Origin of the sequence: Streptomyces sp. NPDC020965, from assembly GCF_044333555.1 — a bacterium.
In the GTDB taxonomy this organism is placed as follows: Bacteria; Actinomycetota; Actinomycetes; order Streptomycetales; family Streptomycetaceae; genus Streptomyces.
Genome location: NZ_JBIRRE010000007.1, coordinates 70,042 through 87,285 on the forward strand (window position 1 = coordinate 70,042; position 17,244 = coordinate 87,285).

The following is a 17,244-nucleotide window of genomic DNA, read 5'->3' on the forward strand; positions in this document are numbered from 1 at the left end:
ACCTCCTGTTTCCTCATCGAGCCGGGAGCCCGGCAACCCGGGGATCCAGCGACCGACGAACCGATCGAATCAATGCACCAGCAGCGCGGGGGACGGTGCGTGGCCCTGTCTCCCGGCTGAACGAGAAGAAGGTTAACCCCGCTCCGGGAGCGCGCGCCAACCATTTACCGATGGGCCCCCGCCCGCCGATACCGGGGCCTCCGGCCACACGCTGTCGTGTGGCCGGAGGCCCCGGTCCGGTGCAGCAGGGACAGGAGGATCAGCGGGACCGGACCAGTCCGTGCGGCGGCGCGGTGACCGTGCGGGCACCCGGCTTACCGCCCAGCACGACCTTGCGGAGCGAGGTGTTGTTCTTGAGGTTGGTCTCGTGCAGCTTCTTGTCCGGGTTGGCGACCACCTGGATGAAGTAGGTCCCGTTCGGCACGTCCGTGATGTCGAAGGACTGGCCGGGCAGGTACCCGTCATAGGTGTCGCCGTTGCCGACCTCCAGGGACTGTCGGACCGAGAGGGAGTCCTCCTGACCGCAGGCGGAGCCCAGGTCGGTGTTGGACGGGTGCCAGTTGGCGTTCTTCACCGTGTAGTCGACGGCGTCGGTGTTGGCCAGGCAGAACGCCTCCTTGTCGCTGCGCACGACTTCCTTCTGGTCGGCCTTGAGCAGTCGGTAGGCGGCGAAGTCGGTGAAGTGCCAGTGCATATGGCCCTCGCGCGGGTCCCACTCCATGGTGCCGCTGGGCGCATAGCCGATCTGCTTGCCCTGGGCGTCGTAGAAGTACTGGTAGGCGTCCATCAGGCCCTTGCCCGGCCTGCGGAACCCGTCCACGACCAGGGGCGCGGGGCCCGCGTTCCAGGTGGTGCTGGCGAAGGCCAGGTGGTCCCGGCCGGGGGCCTCGCCCTCCGCACCCTTGGAGATGAAGATGTCCCAGGCGGGCAGGGCGCGGAGATCGGGCTTGGGCGTATTCGCCGGTACGCCCGCGCGGCCGGTCGGGCGCTGTGCCGCGGGCTTCAGCGCGGGCTTGGACCGGGAACCGTCCCTGCGTCCCGGCCCGTCACCCGCCGCGGCCGCGACGCGGGCCTTCTTGAGGGCGTACGGCAGGGCGGGCGGCGCCGAGGTGCCGATGCTGTGGCCCTTCAGGTGCTTCTGGCCGAGACCGTCCCGCACGGCGGGCGCCGCGTGGCCCCCGTGACCGCCGTGGCCCCCGTGTCCGGCGTGGGCCGACCCCCCGCGAGTCGGCTCCTCCGGGGACTTCGGGGGTGTCCGCACGGTCACCTTGACCGTCCGGGGCTTGTCCGCCATGCCGAAGAAGTCGCGGTACGGCTTGGTGACGGAGACCTTCGCCGTGTACTCGCCGTCCGGCACATCGACCGGGGTGGAGTAGAAGCCCTGGTAGGTGTTGGCGGCCCAGCCCTTCTCCAGGCCCCACACCGAACCGAGGTTGAAGGGCTGGGTGGGGCAGCCCTCCGGATACTTCGAGGTGGCCGGGGCGTCCGGACGGACCCGGCCGGCCGCGTTGTTCGGGCAGAAGGGTTCCTTCTTGGTGGCGACGGTCCGGCCGGCCGAGTCGGTGAGGGTGACCTGGATGAAGTCCCGCAGGCTGGAGAAGTCCTTCACCATGCCTGCCGGGAGGGTCCTGGTGCGGACCTTCTTGCCCTCCCTGATGATCTGACGGGCGACCACGGGGTGCTGGTAGGACTGCCGGGTCACCTTGAACTCGAAGGGCCCGCCGTCGGTCGTGAGATAGGTCCCGAGGTCCAGATAGACGCCGGACGGTTCCCCCGGTTCCCCCTCGCTCCGGTCGAGCACCACGGAGTCGGATGCGGCGATCAGGCCGAGCTTCGGCGCGGTCGCGGCGGTCGCGGCGATGACCCCGGCGGCGGGCGCGGTGGCGGCGATGCCCGCGACGACGGTGAGTGCCGCGGAGGCGGCGAGACCGGAACGCCACAAACGGTTGCGGTGAATTCTGCTCATTTTTCCTCATTGACGAGTGCCACTGAACAGGGAATCGAACAAACGGCGCACGGTTGGTCAGCCCTTGCCGGGAACTTTCGGCGAAGGAACCGCCGCCTACTTCACCAGAGCGTCAGCGGCTGACTGTGGGTTGTCTGTGTCCGCCCGATCCGCCGATCGTTGTCCGGAAAGTGATGGCGTGACATAGAACAAGCCGTGATAACACGGTTCCACCGCCACTGATCACGAGAGTGTGCTACGAGGCCGACCGCGGACATGGGCGGCACACGGATGAAGTGACCGCGGGCCGGAGCGCGGGAGCACGGGGCCGGGGCGCCGAGGGTGCCCATCCGCGCACTCCATGTGGCGAGCCTCCATGATCGCCCATATTTTCGGCTCATGACCTCACGACAAAAACCACAGACAACACATAAGCGGCAGAGATGGCAGCTCGGCTGTCTGCTGGGGGTGGCCGTCACCCTGGCCTCCGGTCTGGGTGCCGCCGCCCCGGAGACGGCCGCCGGGGCGCACTCACCCACCCGGCACACCGTGCGTCCGGGCGAGTCCGTCCAGGCCGCGGTCGACGCCGCCGCCCCCGGCGACACCGTCGTGCTCTCGCCCGGCACCTACCGCGAATCCGTCCTCATCACCAAGGACGGGCTGAAGCTGCGCGGCGCCGGCCCCGACACCGTCCTCACCCCGCCCCCCACCGGCTCCCCGGCCCCGCACGGCTGCGCCCGCGACGGACACGGCATCTGTGTCCTGGGCACCGGCGCCGACCTCGCCGAACGGGTCTCCATCCGCTCGCTGACCCTGCGCGGCTTCCGGCAGCACGGGCTGTGGGCCTCCCGTACCGAACGGCTCTCCGTCCAGCGGGTGACCGCCGAGAAGAACGGCGTCTGGGGCATCGCGCAGCAGCGGTCCACCCGGTCGTCCCTCCGGGGCAACACCGCAACGGGCAACGGCGACGCGGGTCTCTTCGTCGCCAACGCCGTCGACGCGGAGGGCGGCGCCACCGACACCGGCGGCACGCTGATCGCGGACAACCGGCTGACCGGAAACCGGATCGGCGTCACCGTCCGGCGGGTCAGGAACCTCACCGTCCGTACCAATGAGATCTCCGGCAACTGCGCCGGACTCTTCATCGTCGGCGACGAGTCGAAGCCCGCGGCCGGCGCGCTGACCGTCCGCGGCAACACGATCCGGCAGAACAACAGGCTCTGTCCGGCCACCCCCCGGCTGCCCGCCATCCAGGGCTCCGGGATCGTCCTCACCGGCTCCGAGGCCAGCGTCATCCGGGACAACCGGATCCTCGACAACGTGGGCTCCGCGCCCATGTCCGGCGGCATCGTCCTCGTCCAGAGCTTCGTGGGCGCGGCCAACACGGACAACGTCATCGAGAACAACGAGGTACGGGGCAATGCCACGGCCGACCTGGTCCACCGGGGCGGCGGCACCGGCAACCGGTTCACCCGCAACGACTGCAAGTCCTCCGAACCCGCAGGGATGTGCTGAATGACCACCCTAGGTACCCGCCCCACCCAGCCCGCCCCCGCCGACGCCACCCCGCCGCCGGGGATGCGGCTGCGGGAACTCGTCTTCGGTGCCGCCTGCGCCGCCGCCGTGCGCGCCGCCGCCCGGCTCAAGGTGGCCGACGCGCTCGGCGACGTACCCGCCAGCGCCGAGAAGCTCGCCGTGGCCGTGTCCACCGAACCCCAGCCGCTGCGCCGGCTGCTGCGCGCCCTGTCCTGCTACGGCGTCTTCGAGGAGCGCCCGGACGGCACCTTCGGGCACACCGAGATGTCCCGGCTGCTCCGCGAGGACGACCCCGGGAGCCTGCGCGCCATCGCCCTGTGGTGCACCGAGCCGTGGACGTGGGCCGCCTGGCCCCAACTGGACGACGCCGTGCGCACCGGCGACAACGTCTTCCAGGAGCTCTACGGCAAGGGCTTCTTCGAGTATCTGCACCAGGACGCGCCGGACTCCGCCCGGGTGTTCAACCAGGCCATGACCACCTCCAGCAAGCAGTCCGCCCTGGACGTCGCCGAGCTGCTCGATCTCACGGGCGTCGCCTCGGTCGCCGACATCGGCGGGGGCCAGGGGCATGTGCTGGCGAGCCTGCTGGAGAAGCACCCGACCGTCCGGGGCACCCTGCTCGACCTCCCCGACGTGGTCGCCAAGGCCGATCCCCGGCTGCGCGACGGCGGCGAACTGGCCGACCGGGTCACGATCGTGCCCGGGGACTGCCGCCGTGCGATCCCGGTGGACGCCGATCTCTACATCATCAAGAACATCCTGGAGTGGGACGACGAGAGCACCCGCGCCACCCTGGGCCATGTGGTCGCCGCGGCCCGCCCCGGCGCCCGGGTCGTCGTGATCGAGAACCTGGTCGACGACACCCCGTCGATGAAGTTCACCACCGCCATGGACCTCCTGCTGCTGCTCAATGTGGGCGGCGCCAAGCACACCCGGCAGAGCATGGTGGACCGGCTGACCCGGGCGGGCCTGCCGCCGGGTGAGATCCGGCCGGTCAACGCCTATCTGCACGCCTTCGAGTCCGTCGTACCGGCCGCCGTGCCCGCGTGAGGCCGACCCGGTCGCGGAGAACGCCCCGGGTCCCTCCGCGCGGAGGGACCCGGGGCGTTCTCGTACCCGCTCTCGTCGGCTCTCGGGGCCTACCGGTCGCGTTCCCAGAGGTAGAACCGGCGGGCCATCGCATCATCGGGACCGCGCCAGGTCTCCGGGTCGTACGGACGGATGAACTCGGTCAGCCGGTCGCTGAGGTCGCGGAACTCCGAGTGTTCCGTCACCTTCCTGATCGCCGGCCCCGGCGGCCGGTCGGCCTCGATCAGATGGAGGTAGACGTCACCGAACTGGAAGAGGCTTCGGCGGGTGACGCCGACGAGGTGCGGGAGTTCACCGCCGTCGGAGTTGGCGAACAGCTTCGCGATGCCGTCGGCCGAATCGGGGGCCATCCGGGCCACGATCAGCGTCTGGTGCGGGGTGGGGCTCGGGGCAGCGCTCATGAGGGGCCGTCCTTCCCGCTCAGTTGACGGGGGCGCCCGCGCGGCGCTCCCGGTCACGCTGCTCGATCTTGTCCCGGATGAGCGCGAGCTGGACCTTGGAGTTGCGGTTGATGTTGTCGGTCATCCACGCGTCGTCGACGGGGGCGTCCGGCTTCATGGCGAAGTCCTGCCGCCAGAACAGCCGGGTGCCGCCGGGGACCTCCGCGTACTCCCAGCGGATGTTCATGTGCTGGAACGGCCCGGTCTCCACGCGGCGCGCGGTGACCGTGCGGCTGTCGCGGTCGGGGGTGCGTTCCGAGACCCAGCTCCAGACCGTGCCGTTGTCGTCGGGGTGCATGGTCAGCCGGAAGGTGGTGGTGTCCCCCTGCCGGTCCAGCACCTCCACCGCCGCGTACTCGCTGAACAGCTTGGTCCAGTTCTCCAGGTCGTTGGTGATCTCCCAGACGAGGTCCAGGGGCGCCGCGACGACGATCTCGTTCTCGGTGTGTCCGGGCACGTCAGGCTCCGCTCTTGGTCAGGGTGTTGTTGACGAGGTCGAGGAATTCACGCGGGGTCTTGCACTTCTCCGCGTCGGCCGGCATGGGGCTGCCGTGCCGGTTCTCCAGGGTGGCGACGATGCCGAGCAGGCCCAGCGAGTCCAGGCCGAAGTCCTCGAAGGGGCGGTCCAGGTGGTCACGGAGGTCGTCGGGCTGGACCGTGATCCCGGCGTTCTGCCGCATCAGGGCGGCGAGGCCGTCCGGGGTCAGTACGTCTGACATGGTGTTTCTCCTTTGTGAGCGGTTAATCGGGGGCCGTGCCGCGTACGACCAGCGCCGCGTTCGACCCCATGAGCCCCCGGCTGAGCACCAGTGCCGTACGCAGCGGCACCCGGCGGGCGTTGCCGGTCACGACGTCGATGTCGTGGCAGACGTCGAAGACGTTCGGCGTCGGCGGGACGATCCCGTGCTCCATCGCCAGGACTGCGGCGGCCACATCGAGCACCGGCCCGCCGCAGTAGGCCCGGCCGATACCGGTCTTCGGGGCCGTCACCGGCACCCGACGGCCGTGCGGACCGAGGGCGTCGGAGATCGCGAGCGCCTCGGCGCGGTCGGCCTCCGGCACCCCGAGGGCGTCGGCGAAGACCACGTCGATCTCCTCCGGCGCGCAGTCGGCCTCCGCCAGCGCGCCCCGGATCGCGCGGGCCAGCCCCTCCCGGGACTCCGCCCACCGGGAGGGCCCGGTGAAGGTGGCCGCGTGCCCGGCGATCCGGCCGCGCGGCCGGGCACCGCGCCGGAGGGCCGCCGCCTCCTCCTCGACCACGAGCATCGCGCCGCCCTCGGCGGGCACGAACCCGCACGCCTCCGCCGTGAAGGGCCGGTAGGCACGGGCGGGGTCGTCGCTGGTGCTCAGGTCCTCGTAGCCGAGCTGGCAGACGACCGAGTAGGGCGCGAGGGGCGCCTCGGCGGAGCCGACGACGACGGCACCGGTGCCGCGCGCGATGGCGCGGGACGCGTGTGCGAAGGCGTCGAGACCACCGGCCTCGTCGCTGCACACCACCGAGCAGGGGCCCTTGAAGCCGCCCCGGATGGATATCTGGCCGGTGCTGGCCGCGTAGAACCAGGCGATCGACTGGTACGGGCCGACGAAGCGGGAGCTCTTGCCCCAGAGCGCCTGGAGTTCGCGCTGGCCGAATTCGCCGCCGCCGGAGCCGGCCGCGGTCACCACACCGACGTCGAACGGCGAGTCCTCGTAGTCCGCGCGCCCGAGCCGGGCGTCGGCGAGCGCGAGATCGGCCGCCGCCATCGCGAAGTGGGTGAAGCGGTCGGTCTGGACGAGGAACCGTTCCTCGACCATCGTGCCCGGGTCGAGGTCGCGCACCTCGCCGCCGACGCGCAGCGGCAGATGGGCGCAGCCCTCGCGGGTGACGCGGTCGAGGACGCTGATGCCCTCGTGGGTGGATTTCCAGAAGACGTCGGCGCCGATGCCGTTGGGGGCGATGACACCGAGGCCGGTGATGACGGTGGGCTGTGCGCGCCCGGTGGTACGGGAGCGGGTCATGGCGCCCTCCCATCGGTATGGGGGCCGGTCATCGGGACCTGCCGGTTCGCTGGGGCCTGGTCATGACGACCGCGGACTGGAATCCGCCGAACCCGCTGCCGACCGAGAGCACCCTGCGCAGCTTCCGGGCGCGGGCGGTGCGCGGCACGTAGTCCAGGTCGCATTCGGGGTCCGGGGTCTCGTAGTTGGCCGTCGGCGGCACCACCTGGCGGTCCATGGCGAGGACGCAGGCGACGAGTTCGATGGCACCGATGGCGCCGAGGGAGTGGCCCACCATGGATTTGATGGAGCTCATGGGCACCCGATAGGCGTGGTCGCCGAGGGACCGCTTCACGGCGGCGGTCTCGTGCCGGTCGTTCTGCTTGGTCCCCGAACCGTGCGCGTTGACGTAGTCGATGGTCGAGCTGTCGACGCGGGCGTGGTCGAGGGCGACCCGGATGGCGTGGGCCATCTCCAGGCCCTCGGGGGTGAGACCGGTCATGTGGTAGGCGTTGCCGAAGGTGGCGTACCCGCTGATCTCGCAGTACACGGTGGCGCCGCGGGCCCGGGCGTGCTCCAGCTCCTCCAGGACGAGGACGGCGCCGCCCTCGCCCATGACGAACCCGTCGCGGTGGGCGTCGAACGGGCGGGAGGCGTGCTCGGGGTCGTCGTTGTTGGGCGAGGTCGCCTTGATCGCGTCGAAGCAGGCGACCGTGATCGGGGAGATCGGCGAGTCGGAGGCGCCCGCGACACAGATGTCGGCACGGCCGTCCTCGATGGTGTGGAAGGCGTAGCCGACCGCGTCGAGTCCGGAGGTGCAGCCGGTGGAGACCGTCTGCACCGGGCCGTGGGCGCCGATCTGTTCGGCGACCGCCGACGCGAGGGTGCTCGGGGAGAAGGCGCGGTGCAGATGGGCCCCGGCCGGCCGGTGGTCGACGTCCCAGCGGGTGCCGGTCGCGGAGACGGCGACGTAGTCGTTCTCCAGGCGAGTGGTACCGCCGACGGCGGTGCCGAGGGACACCCCGATGCGCCACGGGTCCTCCTGTTCGGGGTCGAGCCCCGCGTCCCGTATCGCCTCCCGGGCCGCGACCAGCGCGAACTGGATGTACCGGTCCGAGCGGGCCACCTGCTCCGGGTCGAGTCCGTGCTCGGCCGGGTCGAAGTCGACCTCGGCGGCTATCCGGGAGCGGAATCCCTCCGGGTTGAAGAGGGTGATGCCCCGGGTCGCCGTCCGGCCGTTCTCCAGCAGGTCCCAGAAGGCCGGGGCGCCGACACCGCCGGGGGCGACGACGCCGACCCCGGTGACCGCCACCCGCCGCTTCACGACACTGCCCCCGAGCGTTCCGGGGGCCCGCCCTGGGCGACGGCTTCCTCGGTGTCGACGTGTCCCAGTTCGGGGCGGGGCGCCAGCGGGCCGAGGTGGAAGACCATCCGGGCCTCCACCGTGCCGGTGTTGCGGAACCGGTGGCGCACGTCGATGGGGATCAGCAGGCCCTGATCGGGGCGCATCGTGTGGGTCACCCCGTCCAGGTCAACCTCCAGGAGGCCGTTGACCACGTAGACGAACTCCTCGGAGTACGGGTGGTAGTGCTCGGCGATGCTCTCCCCGGGCCCCACGATCGCGAGACCCATGAAGCCGCTGGTGGCGCCGACGGCGGTCGGGGTGAGCATGGCGCGCAGATCGCCGCCGCGCCGGGTGTTGGGCTTGGTTTCGCTGAGGTCGACGATGCGTGGGCTGTGCGTGGTCATGCTTCCTCCAGTCGACGGCGGTGCCGTTCGAGGGGTCAGGACTCGGGTGCCGCGTACCGGTCGGTGATCAGTTGCATGTCGGAGCGGGCGAGGAAGCGCGCGGTCTCCGTGTCGGCGCCCAGCTCCAACTTCTCGCCGTCGACGAGGAGCTTGCCGAGGACCGCGGACTTGCGCGGGCCCTGGACGCCGAGCGCGACGGACGGATAGGCGTCGAGCGGTCCGCTCAGGTCGAGCAGCCGGACGACGATGTCGTCCCGCTGGAAGACGGTACTGCCCACGATCGGATTGCGGGGATCGTCGGCGGCGGCCTCGTCCTGCTGGGAGAGGAAGCGGGCGACGGCGAGTCCGCACTCCTCCTTGGCCTGGTAGAACAGCGCGTGCCGGTTGACGTCGTCGGATCCACGTCCGCCGGAGGTGACGTGGTGCACGGCGGGCAGGGCTGCGCGGGTGAAGAAGAGCCGGGCCGAGTTGGGGTCGTCCAGGTCCCGGTCCCGCTCCAGGTACGGGTTGATGGCGTCCTCGACGGCCCGTACCTCTGGCTGCCGGGCGACGTGCCGCAGGGCGGCCATCAGATCGCCCTGCACCTCGATGGCCCGCACCACGCGGTTGCCCTGCATGAAGAGCGAGGTGCGGCGCAGCCGGGTCTGGTCGTCGACCCGGGCGGCCGGTGAGGTGTACCCGGCGAGGATCTTCGCCACCCGCTGCTCGCTGCCGGGCTTGACGGTGAAGGTGAGTGCGTGGCGGACGACTCCGTCCCCGACCCGGGGAGCGGCCTGGAGTCCGGCCCTGAGCTGTTCGGGTGTCACGCTGAACGCCTGGCCGGTCTCCCGCAGCACGCTGAACCGCAGGGACCTGGTGTCCCGTACGCAACTGTGCAGCGGCATGACCGTCTCGACGTGCTCCTCGCTGTTGACCCAGGCGAGGAACGGCGGGGCGCTCTCCCACTCGCTGGTGATCAGCCACTGCGAGGGGTTCTCGATCGACTGGCAGAGCTGGTCACTGATGTGGCCCGGCACCGACGCGACATGGTTCCGCATGTGCTCGTACGCGTCCAGGAACTGCTTCTGCGCCCCGTCGTAGAGATCCAGCAGCAGCATGACCCGCAGCCTGGAGCCGTCGAAGGCGGATTGCGATATCCGTTCCGACAAGGTGGTCATCCCTGTTCACACTCCTTAGCGACCGTGCCGCCGCCACAGACATGGCCGGTCGTCGGTCATCGGTGGAATCCGCGCCGGGGGCGGTGGTCGGCCGTCCCGCGGATGCGCGTGATCGCCCCTCGTGGCGCGGGGCGCTCCCGTGAACCGATCGTGATCCGGTACCACGTCCGGCGCGAGAGCTGAGCACCATGCGGGTGAATGGGCGGGGCAACGGCTTCCCTGACGGGCACACAGACGGCATGGAAGGGAACCCGCTACGAAGGCAGAGCGCACCAGTGAACGCAGAGCACGCACACCACCGGGTACCGGTCCTCATCGTGGGCGGGTCCCTGGTCGGCCTGACCACCTCGATGTTCCTCAGCCGTCACGGCGTCGGGCATCTGCTCGTGGAGAAACACGCGGGCACCTCGCACCATCCGCGCGGACGGGGCATCAACGTCCGTTCGATGGAACTGTTCCGGGTGGCGGGGGTGGAGCGGGAGATCCGCGAGGCCGCCGCCGTCCTGGCGGACAATCACGGCATCCTCCAGGCGGGCTCGCTGACCGGCGACGACCAGGAGTGGCTGTTCAAGGAGATCGACCCGGGGGGCGGGCTGGCCCGGATCAGTCCGTCCGGCTGGTGCCTGTGCAGCCAGAACGACATCGAGCCGGTTCTCGCGGCCCGGTCCCGGGAGCACGGGGCCGATCTGCGCTTCGGCACCGAACTGCACTCCTTCGAGCAGGACGGGACGGGGGTCACCGCCCTGATCGAGGACCGGGCGTCCGGGGAGCGGAGCACGGTCCGCGCGGAGTACCTGATCGCGGCGGACGGGCCGCGCAGCCCGGTCCGGGAGGAGCTGCGGATCGGCCAGAGCGGCAACGGCGAGCTGTTCCACAACGTGAGTCTGACGTTCACCTCGCGGGGACTCGCCGCGATCGTGGGCGACCGGCGTTTCATCGTCTGCTATCTGACATCGCCCGGCGGGGACGGGGCCCTGCTGCCGGTGGACAACGCGGAGCGCTGGGTGTTCCACGCGCCCTGGCACCCGGAGGACGGCGAGAGTCTGGACGATTTCACCGACGACCGCTGCCGGGAGCACATCCGGCGGGCGGTCGGCGCCCCGGACCTCGATGTGGAGATCACCGGGAAGGCCCCCTGGCACGCCGCCGAACGGGTGGCGCGGCGTTACTCGGCCGGGCGGGTCTTCCTCGCCGGTGACTCGGCCCACGAGATGTCCCCGACCGGCGCCTTCGGTTCGAACACGGGCATCCAGGACGCGCACAACCTGGCCTGGAAGCTGGCCGCCGTGCTGAACGGCTGGGCGGGCCCGGCGCTGCTCGACACCTACGGCGAGGAGCGGCTTCCGGTGGCCAGGGCGACGAGCGAGCGCGCGTCGGCCCGTTCGGCGGAACACAGTCATCCCGGTTATGCGCCGCCGATCACGCCCGGTGGCCGCGGTGGCGGGATCCTCACGGTCGCCATGGGCTACGGCTACCCGCGGGGCGCCGTCTACGGCGTGGAGCAGACCCGCCCGGTCGTCCCCGACCGGCTGGAACTGTCGGGCGAGCCGGGCACCCGGGCGCCGCACCTCTGGCTGACCCGGGCGGGCGAACGCCTCTCCACGCTCGATCTGTACGAGCGGGCGCCGGTGCTGCTCTGCGGGGACGGCGGCGTCTGGCGGGACGCGGCGCACAAGGCCACAGCGCGACTGTCCGTACCGCTGGACGTGTATGCGATCGGTGACGGCCCGCTGGCGGACCTGGTCCCGGAGGAGGGCACGGACTGGGCGGCGGCGCACGGGACGACTCCCGAGGGCGCCGTCCTCGTACGCCCGGACGGGTTCGTCGCCTGGCGGTCGCCCGGCTATGTGCCGGACCCGGAGGCGGCGGTCGCTGACGCGCTGACGCAGGTGCTGCGGCTGGGTTGACGCGGGGCCGGGCGGGGGGGGCGGGGCCGCGAGCCCCCCGCCCCCGCGTCCCCGCGATTCCGTGCCTTCTGCACCTTCCGTACGGGGCGTCCGACGGTCACCCGTGCGAGGTGAGCCGCGACGAGATTTGCGCGAACGCGTCGCGCCCGCGACTTCCGCGTTCTACGGTGCGCGGATAGCCCACCGTATACGGGAGGTGTAGAAAGAGGACATGGCGGCACGTTACGGTCGCCCGCGGTCGGTTCTGCACATGCGAACCGTCGCAGGCCAGGTCTTTCTCCTCCAAGTGGCGATCGTGTTGCTGCTCGTCGCGGCGGGCATCGTCGCGCTCGTCCTCCAGTCACACGCGGCCAGTGAACGCGAGGCGGTCAACCGTTCCGTCTCCGTCGCACAGACCTTCGCCAGCTCACCCGGTATGGAGGCCGCGCTCAAGAGCCCGGATCCGACCGCGATCCTCCAGCCGAGCGCACGGAACGCCCGGGAGCGCTCGCACGTCGACTTCATCACCGTGGTGAGCCCCGACGGCACCCGCTACACCCACCCCCTGCCCAACCGGATCGGCAAGAAGTTCATCGGCGACCTCCGGCCCGTCCTCGCCGGCGAGGTCGTCACCGAGAAGATCAACGGCACGCTGGGCCCCCTGGTGCAGGCCACCGTCCCGGTCTTCGGCGCCGACCGCACGGTCATCGGCGCGGTATCGGCCGGGGTCACCCTGGAGCGGGTCAGCGGTGTCGTGGAGGACCAGCTCCCGCTGCTCTTCGGCGCGGCGGCCGGAGTGCTGCTGCTCACCACCGGCGGCACCGCCCTGGTCACCGGCCGGCTGCGCCGCCAGACGCACGGCCTGGGGCCCGTGGAGATGACCAGGATGTACGAGCACCACGACGCGGTCCTGCACGCCGTACGGGAGGGCGTCCTCATCGTCGGCGGCGACGGGCGGCTGCTGCTCGCCAACGACGAGGCGCGCCGATTGCTCGATCTGCCGCCCACGGTCGAGGGCCGCCAGGTCACCGAGTTGGGACTCGATCCGGAGACCGCGCGGCTGCTGGCCTCCGGCCGGGTCATCACCGACGAGGTGCACCGGGTCGGAGACCGTCTGCTGGCCGTGAACCAGCGCCCCACCGACCAGGCCGGCGGACCGCCCGGCAGCGTCGCGACGCTCCGGGACACCACCGAACTCCAGGCCCTCAGCGGCCAGGCCGATGTGGCCCAGGGCCGGCTCAAATTGCTGTACGACGCGGGCACGGAGATCGGCACCACCCTGGACGTGGTGCGCACCTGTGAGGAGCTGGTGGAGTTCACCATCGGCCGGTTCGCCGACTTCACCACCGTCGACCTGGTGGACGCGGTCCTGCGCGGCGAGGAGCCGACGTCGACCGGCGCCGGCGCCGCCATGCGGCGGATCGCCGCTGGCGGCGTGGGGGACGACACCCCGCACTTCCGGCTCGGCACCACCATCCACTACCTGCCCACCACCCGGATGGGCGCCGGCCTCGGCAAGGGCGAGGCGATCCTGGAACCGGACCTCGGCGCCTACGACGGCTGGGAGCAGCAGTCGCCGGAGCGGGCGGCACGGCTGGTGGAGTCCGGGTTCCACTCGATGATCGCGGTACCGCTGCGGGCCCGGGGCGCGATTCTGGGCGTGGCGATGTTCTGGCGCTCGGAGCGGCCCGAGGCGTTCGACGAGGAGGACCGCTCCCTGTCGGAGGAGTTGGTGGCCCGCGCGGCGGTGAGTGTCGACAATGCCCGCCGCTTCTCGCGCGAGCACGCCATGGCGGTCACCCTCCAGCGGAGTCTGCTGCCGCGCGGCCTGCCGGAGCAGAACGCCATCGATGCCGCCTACCGCTACCGTCCGGCGCAGGCCGGGCTCGGCGGGGTGGGCGGGGTCGGCGGCGACTGGTTCGACATCATCCCGCTGCCGGGCGGGCGGGTGGCGCTGGTGGTGGGCGATGTGGTGGGCCACGGTCTGCACGCCGCCGCCACCATGGGCCGGCTGCGGACGGCGGTGCACAACTTCTCCACCCTGGACCTGCCGCCCGACGAACTGCTGTGGCATCTGGACGAACTGGTCGCCCGGCTGGACCAGGACGAGGCGAGCGGGGGCGAGGCGCAGGTCACCGGCGCGACCTGCCTCTACACGATCTACGACCCGGCCTCCGGGCGCTGCGCGATGGCGCGGGCCGGTCATGTCCAGCCGGTGGTGCTCCGACCGGACGGCACCGCGGTCTTCGCGGACATCCCCGGCGGACCGCCGCTCGGCCTGGGCGGGCTGCCGTTCGAGACCCTGGAGCTGGACCTCCCGGCCGGGAGCAGTCTGGTGCTGTACACGGACGGCCTGGTCGAGGACCGGGACCGGGACATCGACGAGGGCATGGCCGTGCTGCGGAACACGATCGCGGGCCGGCCGGACCGTACGCCCGAGGAGATCTGCGAGGTGGTGCTCCACGCGCTGCTGCCGGCCCGGCCGCGCGACGATATCGCCCTGCTGGTCGGCCGTACCCGGGTGCTCGACGCCTCGCATGTGGCCGGGTGGGAGGTGCCGTCCGACCCGTCGGCGGTCGGCGAGGTCCGCTCGGCGGTGGCCCGTACCCTCGCGGAGTGGGGGCTGGAGGACGAGGCGTTCACGACCGAGCTGATCCTGAGCGAACTGGTCACCAACGCGATCCGCTACGCCGACGGCCCGATCCAGGTGCGACTGATCCGGGACCGGGCGCTGATCTGCGAGGTGTCGGACCACAGCAGCACCTCGCCGCATCTGCGGCAGGCGGCGACCACCGACGAGGGCGGGCGGGGGCTGTTCCTGGTGGCGCAGTTCGCGGACCGGTGGGGGACGCGGTACACCCCGGTGGGGAAGGTGATCTGGACGGAGCAGCCGCTGCCGTGACGGCGCGGCGCCCGGACAGGGCCTAGGGAGTGTCTTCAAAGTAGCGTCGTCCGCCCGGAGGGCGGGGCTGGCGGGGTCTGGTGCATGGGGTCTCCCCAGGCCCCCAAGGGCCGAGGGGACGGATCCCAAGGCGGAGGATGGGGGCACCTCCCGGCCGGAGGCTGGGGGAGAGTCAATGCGGTGTATTGGCGACTGACGACAACGCAGGGTGGGGGTCCCCCCAGGCCCGCAGGGCCCAGGGGGCGTGCTTGCCAGGGCACGGCAGCCAGACGGGACTTTGAAGACACGACCTAGTCGGGGGCGGGTAGATAGCCGGACACCACTGTCCCGTCCGAGAAGGTGATGTAGAGGATCCCGCCGACGGCGAGGCATTCGCCGTTGGCGAGCAGTTCGTCCGTCTGCCAGTCCTTCGGTCCGGGGAATTCGGTGGTGCGGTCCTCCCCGGACGCCATGGCGAACGCCGTGACCTGCGCGCCGTTGACCCCGATGAGACGGTCGTCCGCGAAGTACAGCGGTCCGGGCCGGCCATCCAGATATCTCAGCGATTTCGACCACAGGGTCCGTCCGGTGGCCATGTTGTGGACGGAGGTGGTCTTTCCGTCGCCGATCGCCAGCAGGCCACCGGGGCCGAGCGCGGGGCCCGACGCCACCTGGCGGCCCCGACCGATCACCGAACGGCGCTTCAGTGTGCGGGCGTCCAGGATGTGCACACCGCCCTGTTCGTCGGCGCCCACGCACACCAGCCGGCCCTCCCGCACCCGCCCCCCTTCGCAGTCGACGCCGTCGCTGTCGACCCGGCCACCCCCGGTGCGGGCGTCGAAGGAGATCAGCCCCTGGCGCCGGGGCACATAGACACGGCCCTCGGCGACCAGGGGGTGCTGGGGGCCTCCGGAGAGCCGGACCCGCCACAGCTCCCGCCCGCCGTCGACGCCGTCTCCCTCCCCGGTACCCAGCTTCCGCGCGATGAGCAGTCCGGAGTCGTCGCTGTCGGAGAGACCCGCGTAGACGGAGTACATGACCCCGTCGACCGTCTCCGCGCCGCCCATGTGGCGGCCGGGCGGCGGATCGTGATGGACGACCCGTTCGCCGTCGCTGACGCGGAACCCGTCCGTCCCCCGGGCGCCGTTGACGTACGCCACGCCCGCGACGACGGCGAGGTTGGCGGGGGAGGCACCGGGGCCCGGAGCACCGCGATGGAACCAGAGCTGACGGCCGTAGTCAGCGTCCAGGGCGGTCAGCCCACCGCCCTCGCTCGCGCACAACAGGATCGTGCCGTCGAGCGCGCACGGCCCGGTCCCGGGCTGGGCCCGGCCCGTCCAGGGGGACCAGTTGGTGGGGCGGTGCAGCCGGGAGACGGCGCCTTTCCCGAAGTCCCTCGGCCGTCCTTCCCCGGTGTACGGGGCGAGATGGGCGGGCAGGACGGCGGCGGGCCGCTTCGGCGGGGACTTCCCCCGGTCGTCGGCCGAGACGACCAGCACCGCCGCGGTGACGCTCAGCACCGCCAGCGCCGCGATCAGCGCCCGGCGCGGTTTCCGCCGTACAAGCCGGGGCGTGCTCCCCAGCGGAACGTCGCCCCGCAGCGTCGGCGCGTGCGGGACCGGCGCGTCCCGGTCACCGGTGGTCAGCTGTGCCAGGAGCACCGCACCACAGCGCCGGGCCGCCTCCTCGTGGTCGGCGATCAGCGTCCGCACACCGGGCGGCCAGGGGAACGCGCCGGCTGGAACCGCCCACTGACCGGCGATCCACTCCGGAGTGGCCCGGCCGGCGGGACGGGCGCGCAGACAGCGCCCGAGCACGGGGCGCAGCCCGGGGGGCACCTCGCTCAGGAGCGCCGCGGTCCGTCCGTCGTCCTGCCGGGCCGTCCGGGGGTCGCCGATGGCGGCGATATCGGCGATCTCGAAGGGGATCCGACCCGTGGCGGCGAAGTACAGGCACGAGCCGAGCGAGAACACATCGGTGGCGGCCGTGAGGGCCTGCCGGCCGGCGAGCTGCTCCGGTGCCATGAAGCTCGGCGTCCCCACCACGGCCCCCGCCCGGGTCAGGGCCGAGGCGTCGAAGGCGCGGGCGATCCCGAAGTCGATGAGCCGGGGACCGGTGGCGGAGAGCAGGATGTTGGCGGGTTTGAGGTCCCGGTGCAGCAGTCCGGCCCCGTGCACCCCGCGCAGGGCGTCGGCGAGCGCGGCGCCCAGCGCCCGGACCGCCGGTTCGTCCAGCGGCCCGCTCCGGCCGACCGCTTCCGCGAGCGACGGGCCCGGTACGTACGCGGTGGCCAGCCAGGGGTCCTCGTCATCGGCCCGGCCGTCCACCAGGGCGGCCGTGTACGGGGAGCGTACGGCGCGGGCGGCGGCGTACTCCCGGGCGAACCGGCGCCGGAAGCGGCTGTCCAGCTCCAGGTCCCCGCGGATGGTCTTCACCGCGACCATGCGCGCCGGGTCGGCGGTGGGGGCCAGGGCGTGACAGGCCAGATGCACCTCGCCCATGCCGCCGCTGCCGAGCCGGGCGAGCAGCCGGTAGGGGCCGACCAGCCGGGGCGGGTGTTCCGGGGGGAAGGGTTCCAGCACGG

13 protein-coding genes are annotated in these 17,244 nt (G+C 71.9%); 4 read left to right on the forward strand and 9 right to left on the reverse strand.

What is annotated here, in order from left to right; genetic code table 11:
* Window positions 1–259: 259 nt before the first annotated feature.
* Entirely contained in the window at window positions 260–1,966 is a 1,707-nt protein-coding gene (locus ACH4S7_RS21685) for a lysyl oxidase family protein (protein ID WP_398522861.1), read from the reverse strand.
* Window positions 1,967–2,344: 378 nt separating this feature from the next.
* Between ACH4S7_RS21685 and ACH4S7_RS21690 the strand changes: the two genes are divergently transcribed.
* Both ACH4S7_RS21690 and ACH4S7_RS21695 read left to right on the forward strand, forming a co-directional pair.
* Window positions 2,345–3,460 carry a nitrous oxide reductase family maturation protein NosD gene (locus tag ACH4S7_RS21690; protein ID WP_398522862.1) on the forward strand — a complete coding sequence of 372 codons (1,116 nt, stop codon included), beginning with the start codon at window positions 2,345–2,347 and terminating at the stop codon, window positions 3,458–3,460.
* Window positions 3,461–4,531, forward strand: a complete 1,071-nt coding sequence (locus tag ACH4S7_RS21695) for a methyltransferase (RefSeq protein ID WP_398522863.1) — start codon at window positions 3,461–3,463, stop codon at window positions 4,529–4,531.
* Between the two features lie 89 nt (window positions 4,532–4,620).
* Here ACH4S7_RS21695 and ACH4S7_RS21700 read toward each other — a convergent pair whose 3' ends face one another.
* From ACH4S7_RS21700 to ACH4S7_RS21730, 7 genes are read right to left on the reverse strand one after another with little or no spacing between them, the layout of a single operon-like run.
* Window positions 4,621–4,971 (reverse strand): TcmI family type II polyketide cyclase, encoded by a 351-nt coding sequence (locus ACH4S7_RS21700; RefSeq protein WP_398522864.1) that lies wholly within the window; start codon window positions 4,969–4,971, stop codon window positions 4,621–4,623.
* 19 nt (window positions 4,972–4,990) lie between these two features.
* The gene (locus ACH4S7_RS21705; protein WP_398522865.1) at window positions 4,991–5,467 is read right to left on the reverse strand and encodes an SRPBCC family protein; all 477 of its coding nucleotides are present in this window, start codon (window positions 5,465–5,467) and stop codon (window positions 4,991–4,993) included.
* 1 nt (window position 5,468) lies between these two features.
* Window positions 5,469–5,729, reverse strand: a complete 261-nt coding sequence (locus ACH4S7_RS21710) for an acyl carrier protein (protein ID WP_398522866.1) — start codon at window positions 5,727–5,729, stop codon at window positions 5,469–5,471.
* Between the two features lie 22 nt (window positions 5,730–5,751).
* Window positions 5,752–7,008 (reverse strand): ketosynthase chain-length factor, encoded by a 1,257-nt coding sequence (locus ACH4S7_RS21715; RefSeq protein ID WP_398522867.1) that lies wholly within the window; start codon window positions 7,006–7,008, stop codon window positions 5,752–5,754.
* 28 nt (window positions 7,009–7,036) lie between these two features.
* Window positions 7,037–8,311: a beta-ketoacyl-[acyl-carrier-protein] synthase family protein gene (locus ACH4S7_RS21720; RefSeq protein ID WP_398522868.1), complete on the reverse strand. Its 1,275-nt coding sequence runs from the start codon at window positions 8,309–8,311 to the stop codon at window positions 7,037–7,039.
* A complete protein-coding gene (locus ACH4S7_RS21725; RefSeq protein ID WP_398522869.1) occupies window positions 8,308–8,736 on the reverse strand; it encodes a cupin domain-containing protein in 429 nt (142 codons plus the stop codon). Before ACH4S7_RS21725 ends, ACH4S7_RS21720 begins: the two co-directional genes overlap by 4 nt.
* 35 nt (window positions 8,737–8,771) lie before the next feature.
* Window positions 8,772–9,893, reverse strand: a complete 1,122-nt coding sequence (locus tag ACH4S7_RS21730; RefSeq protein ID WP_398522870.1) for a SchA/CurD-like domain-containing protein — start codon at window positions 9,891–9,893, stop codon at window positions 8,772–8,774.
* A gap of 239 nt (window positions 9,894–10,132) precedes the next feature.
* Between ACH4S7_RS21730 and ACH4S7_RS21735 the strand changes: the two genes are divergently transcribed.
* Both ACH4S7_RS21735 and ACH4S7_RS21740 read left to right on the forward strand, forming a co-directional pair.
* Window positions 10,133–11,800 carry an FAD-dependent oxidoreductase gene (locus ACH4S7_RS21735; RefSeq protein ID WP_398522871.1) on the forward strand — a complete coding sequence of 556 codons (1,668 nt, stop codon included), beginning with the start codon at window positions 10,133–10,135 and terminating at the stop codon, window positions 11,798–11,800.
* A gap of 211 nt (window positions 11,801–12,011) precedes the next feature.
* Complete coding sequence (locus ACH4S7_RS21740; protein ID WP_398522872.1) at window positions 12,012–14,681, forward strand: SpoIIE family protein phosphatase; 2,670 nt, start codon at window positions 12,012–12,014, stop codon at window positions 14,679–14,681.
* Window positions 14,682–14,971: 290 nt separating this feature from the next.
* Here the strand turns inward: ACH4S7_RS21740 and ACH4S7_RS21745 are convergent, their stop codons facing one another.
* Window positions 14,972–17,242 (reverse strand): protein kinase, encoded by a 2,271-nt coding sequence (locus ACH4S7_RS21745; protein ID WP_398522873.1) that lies wholly within the window; start codon window positions 17,240–17,242, stop codon window positions 14,972–14,974.
* Window positions 17,243–17,244 lie beyond the last annotated feature (2 nt).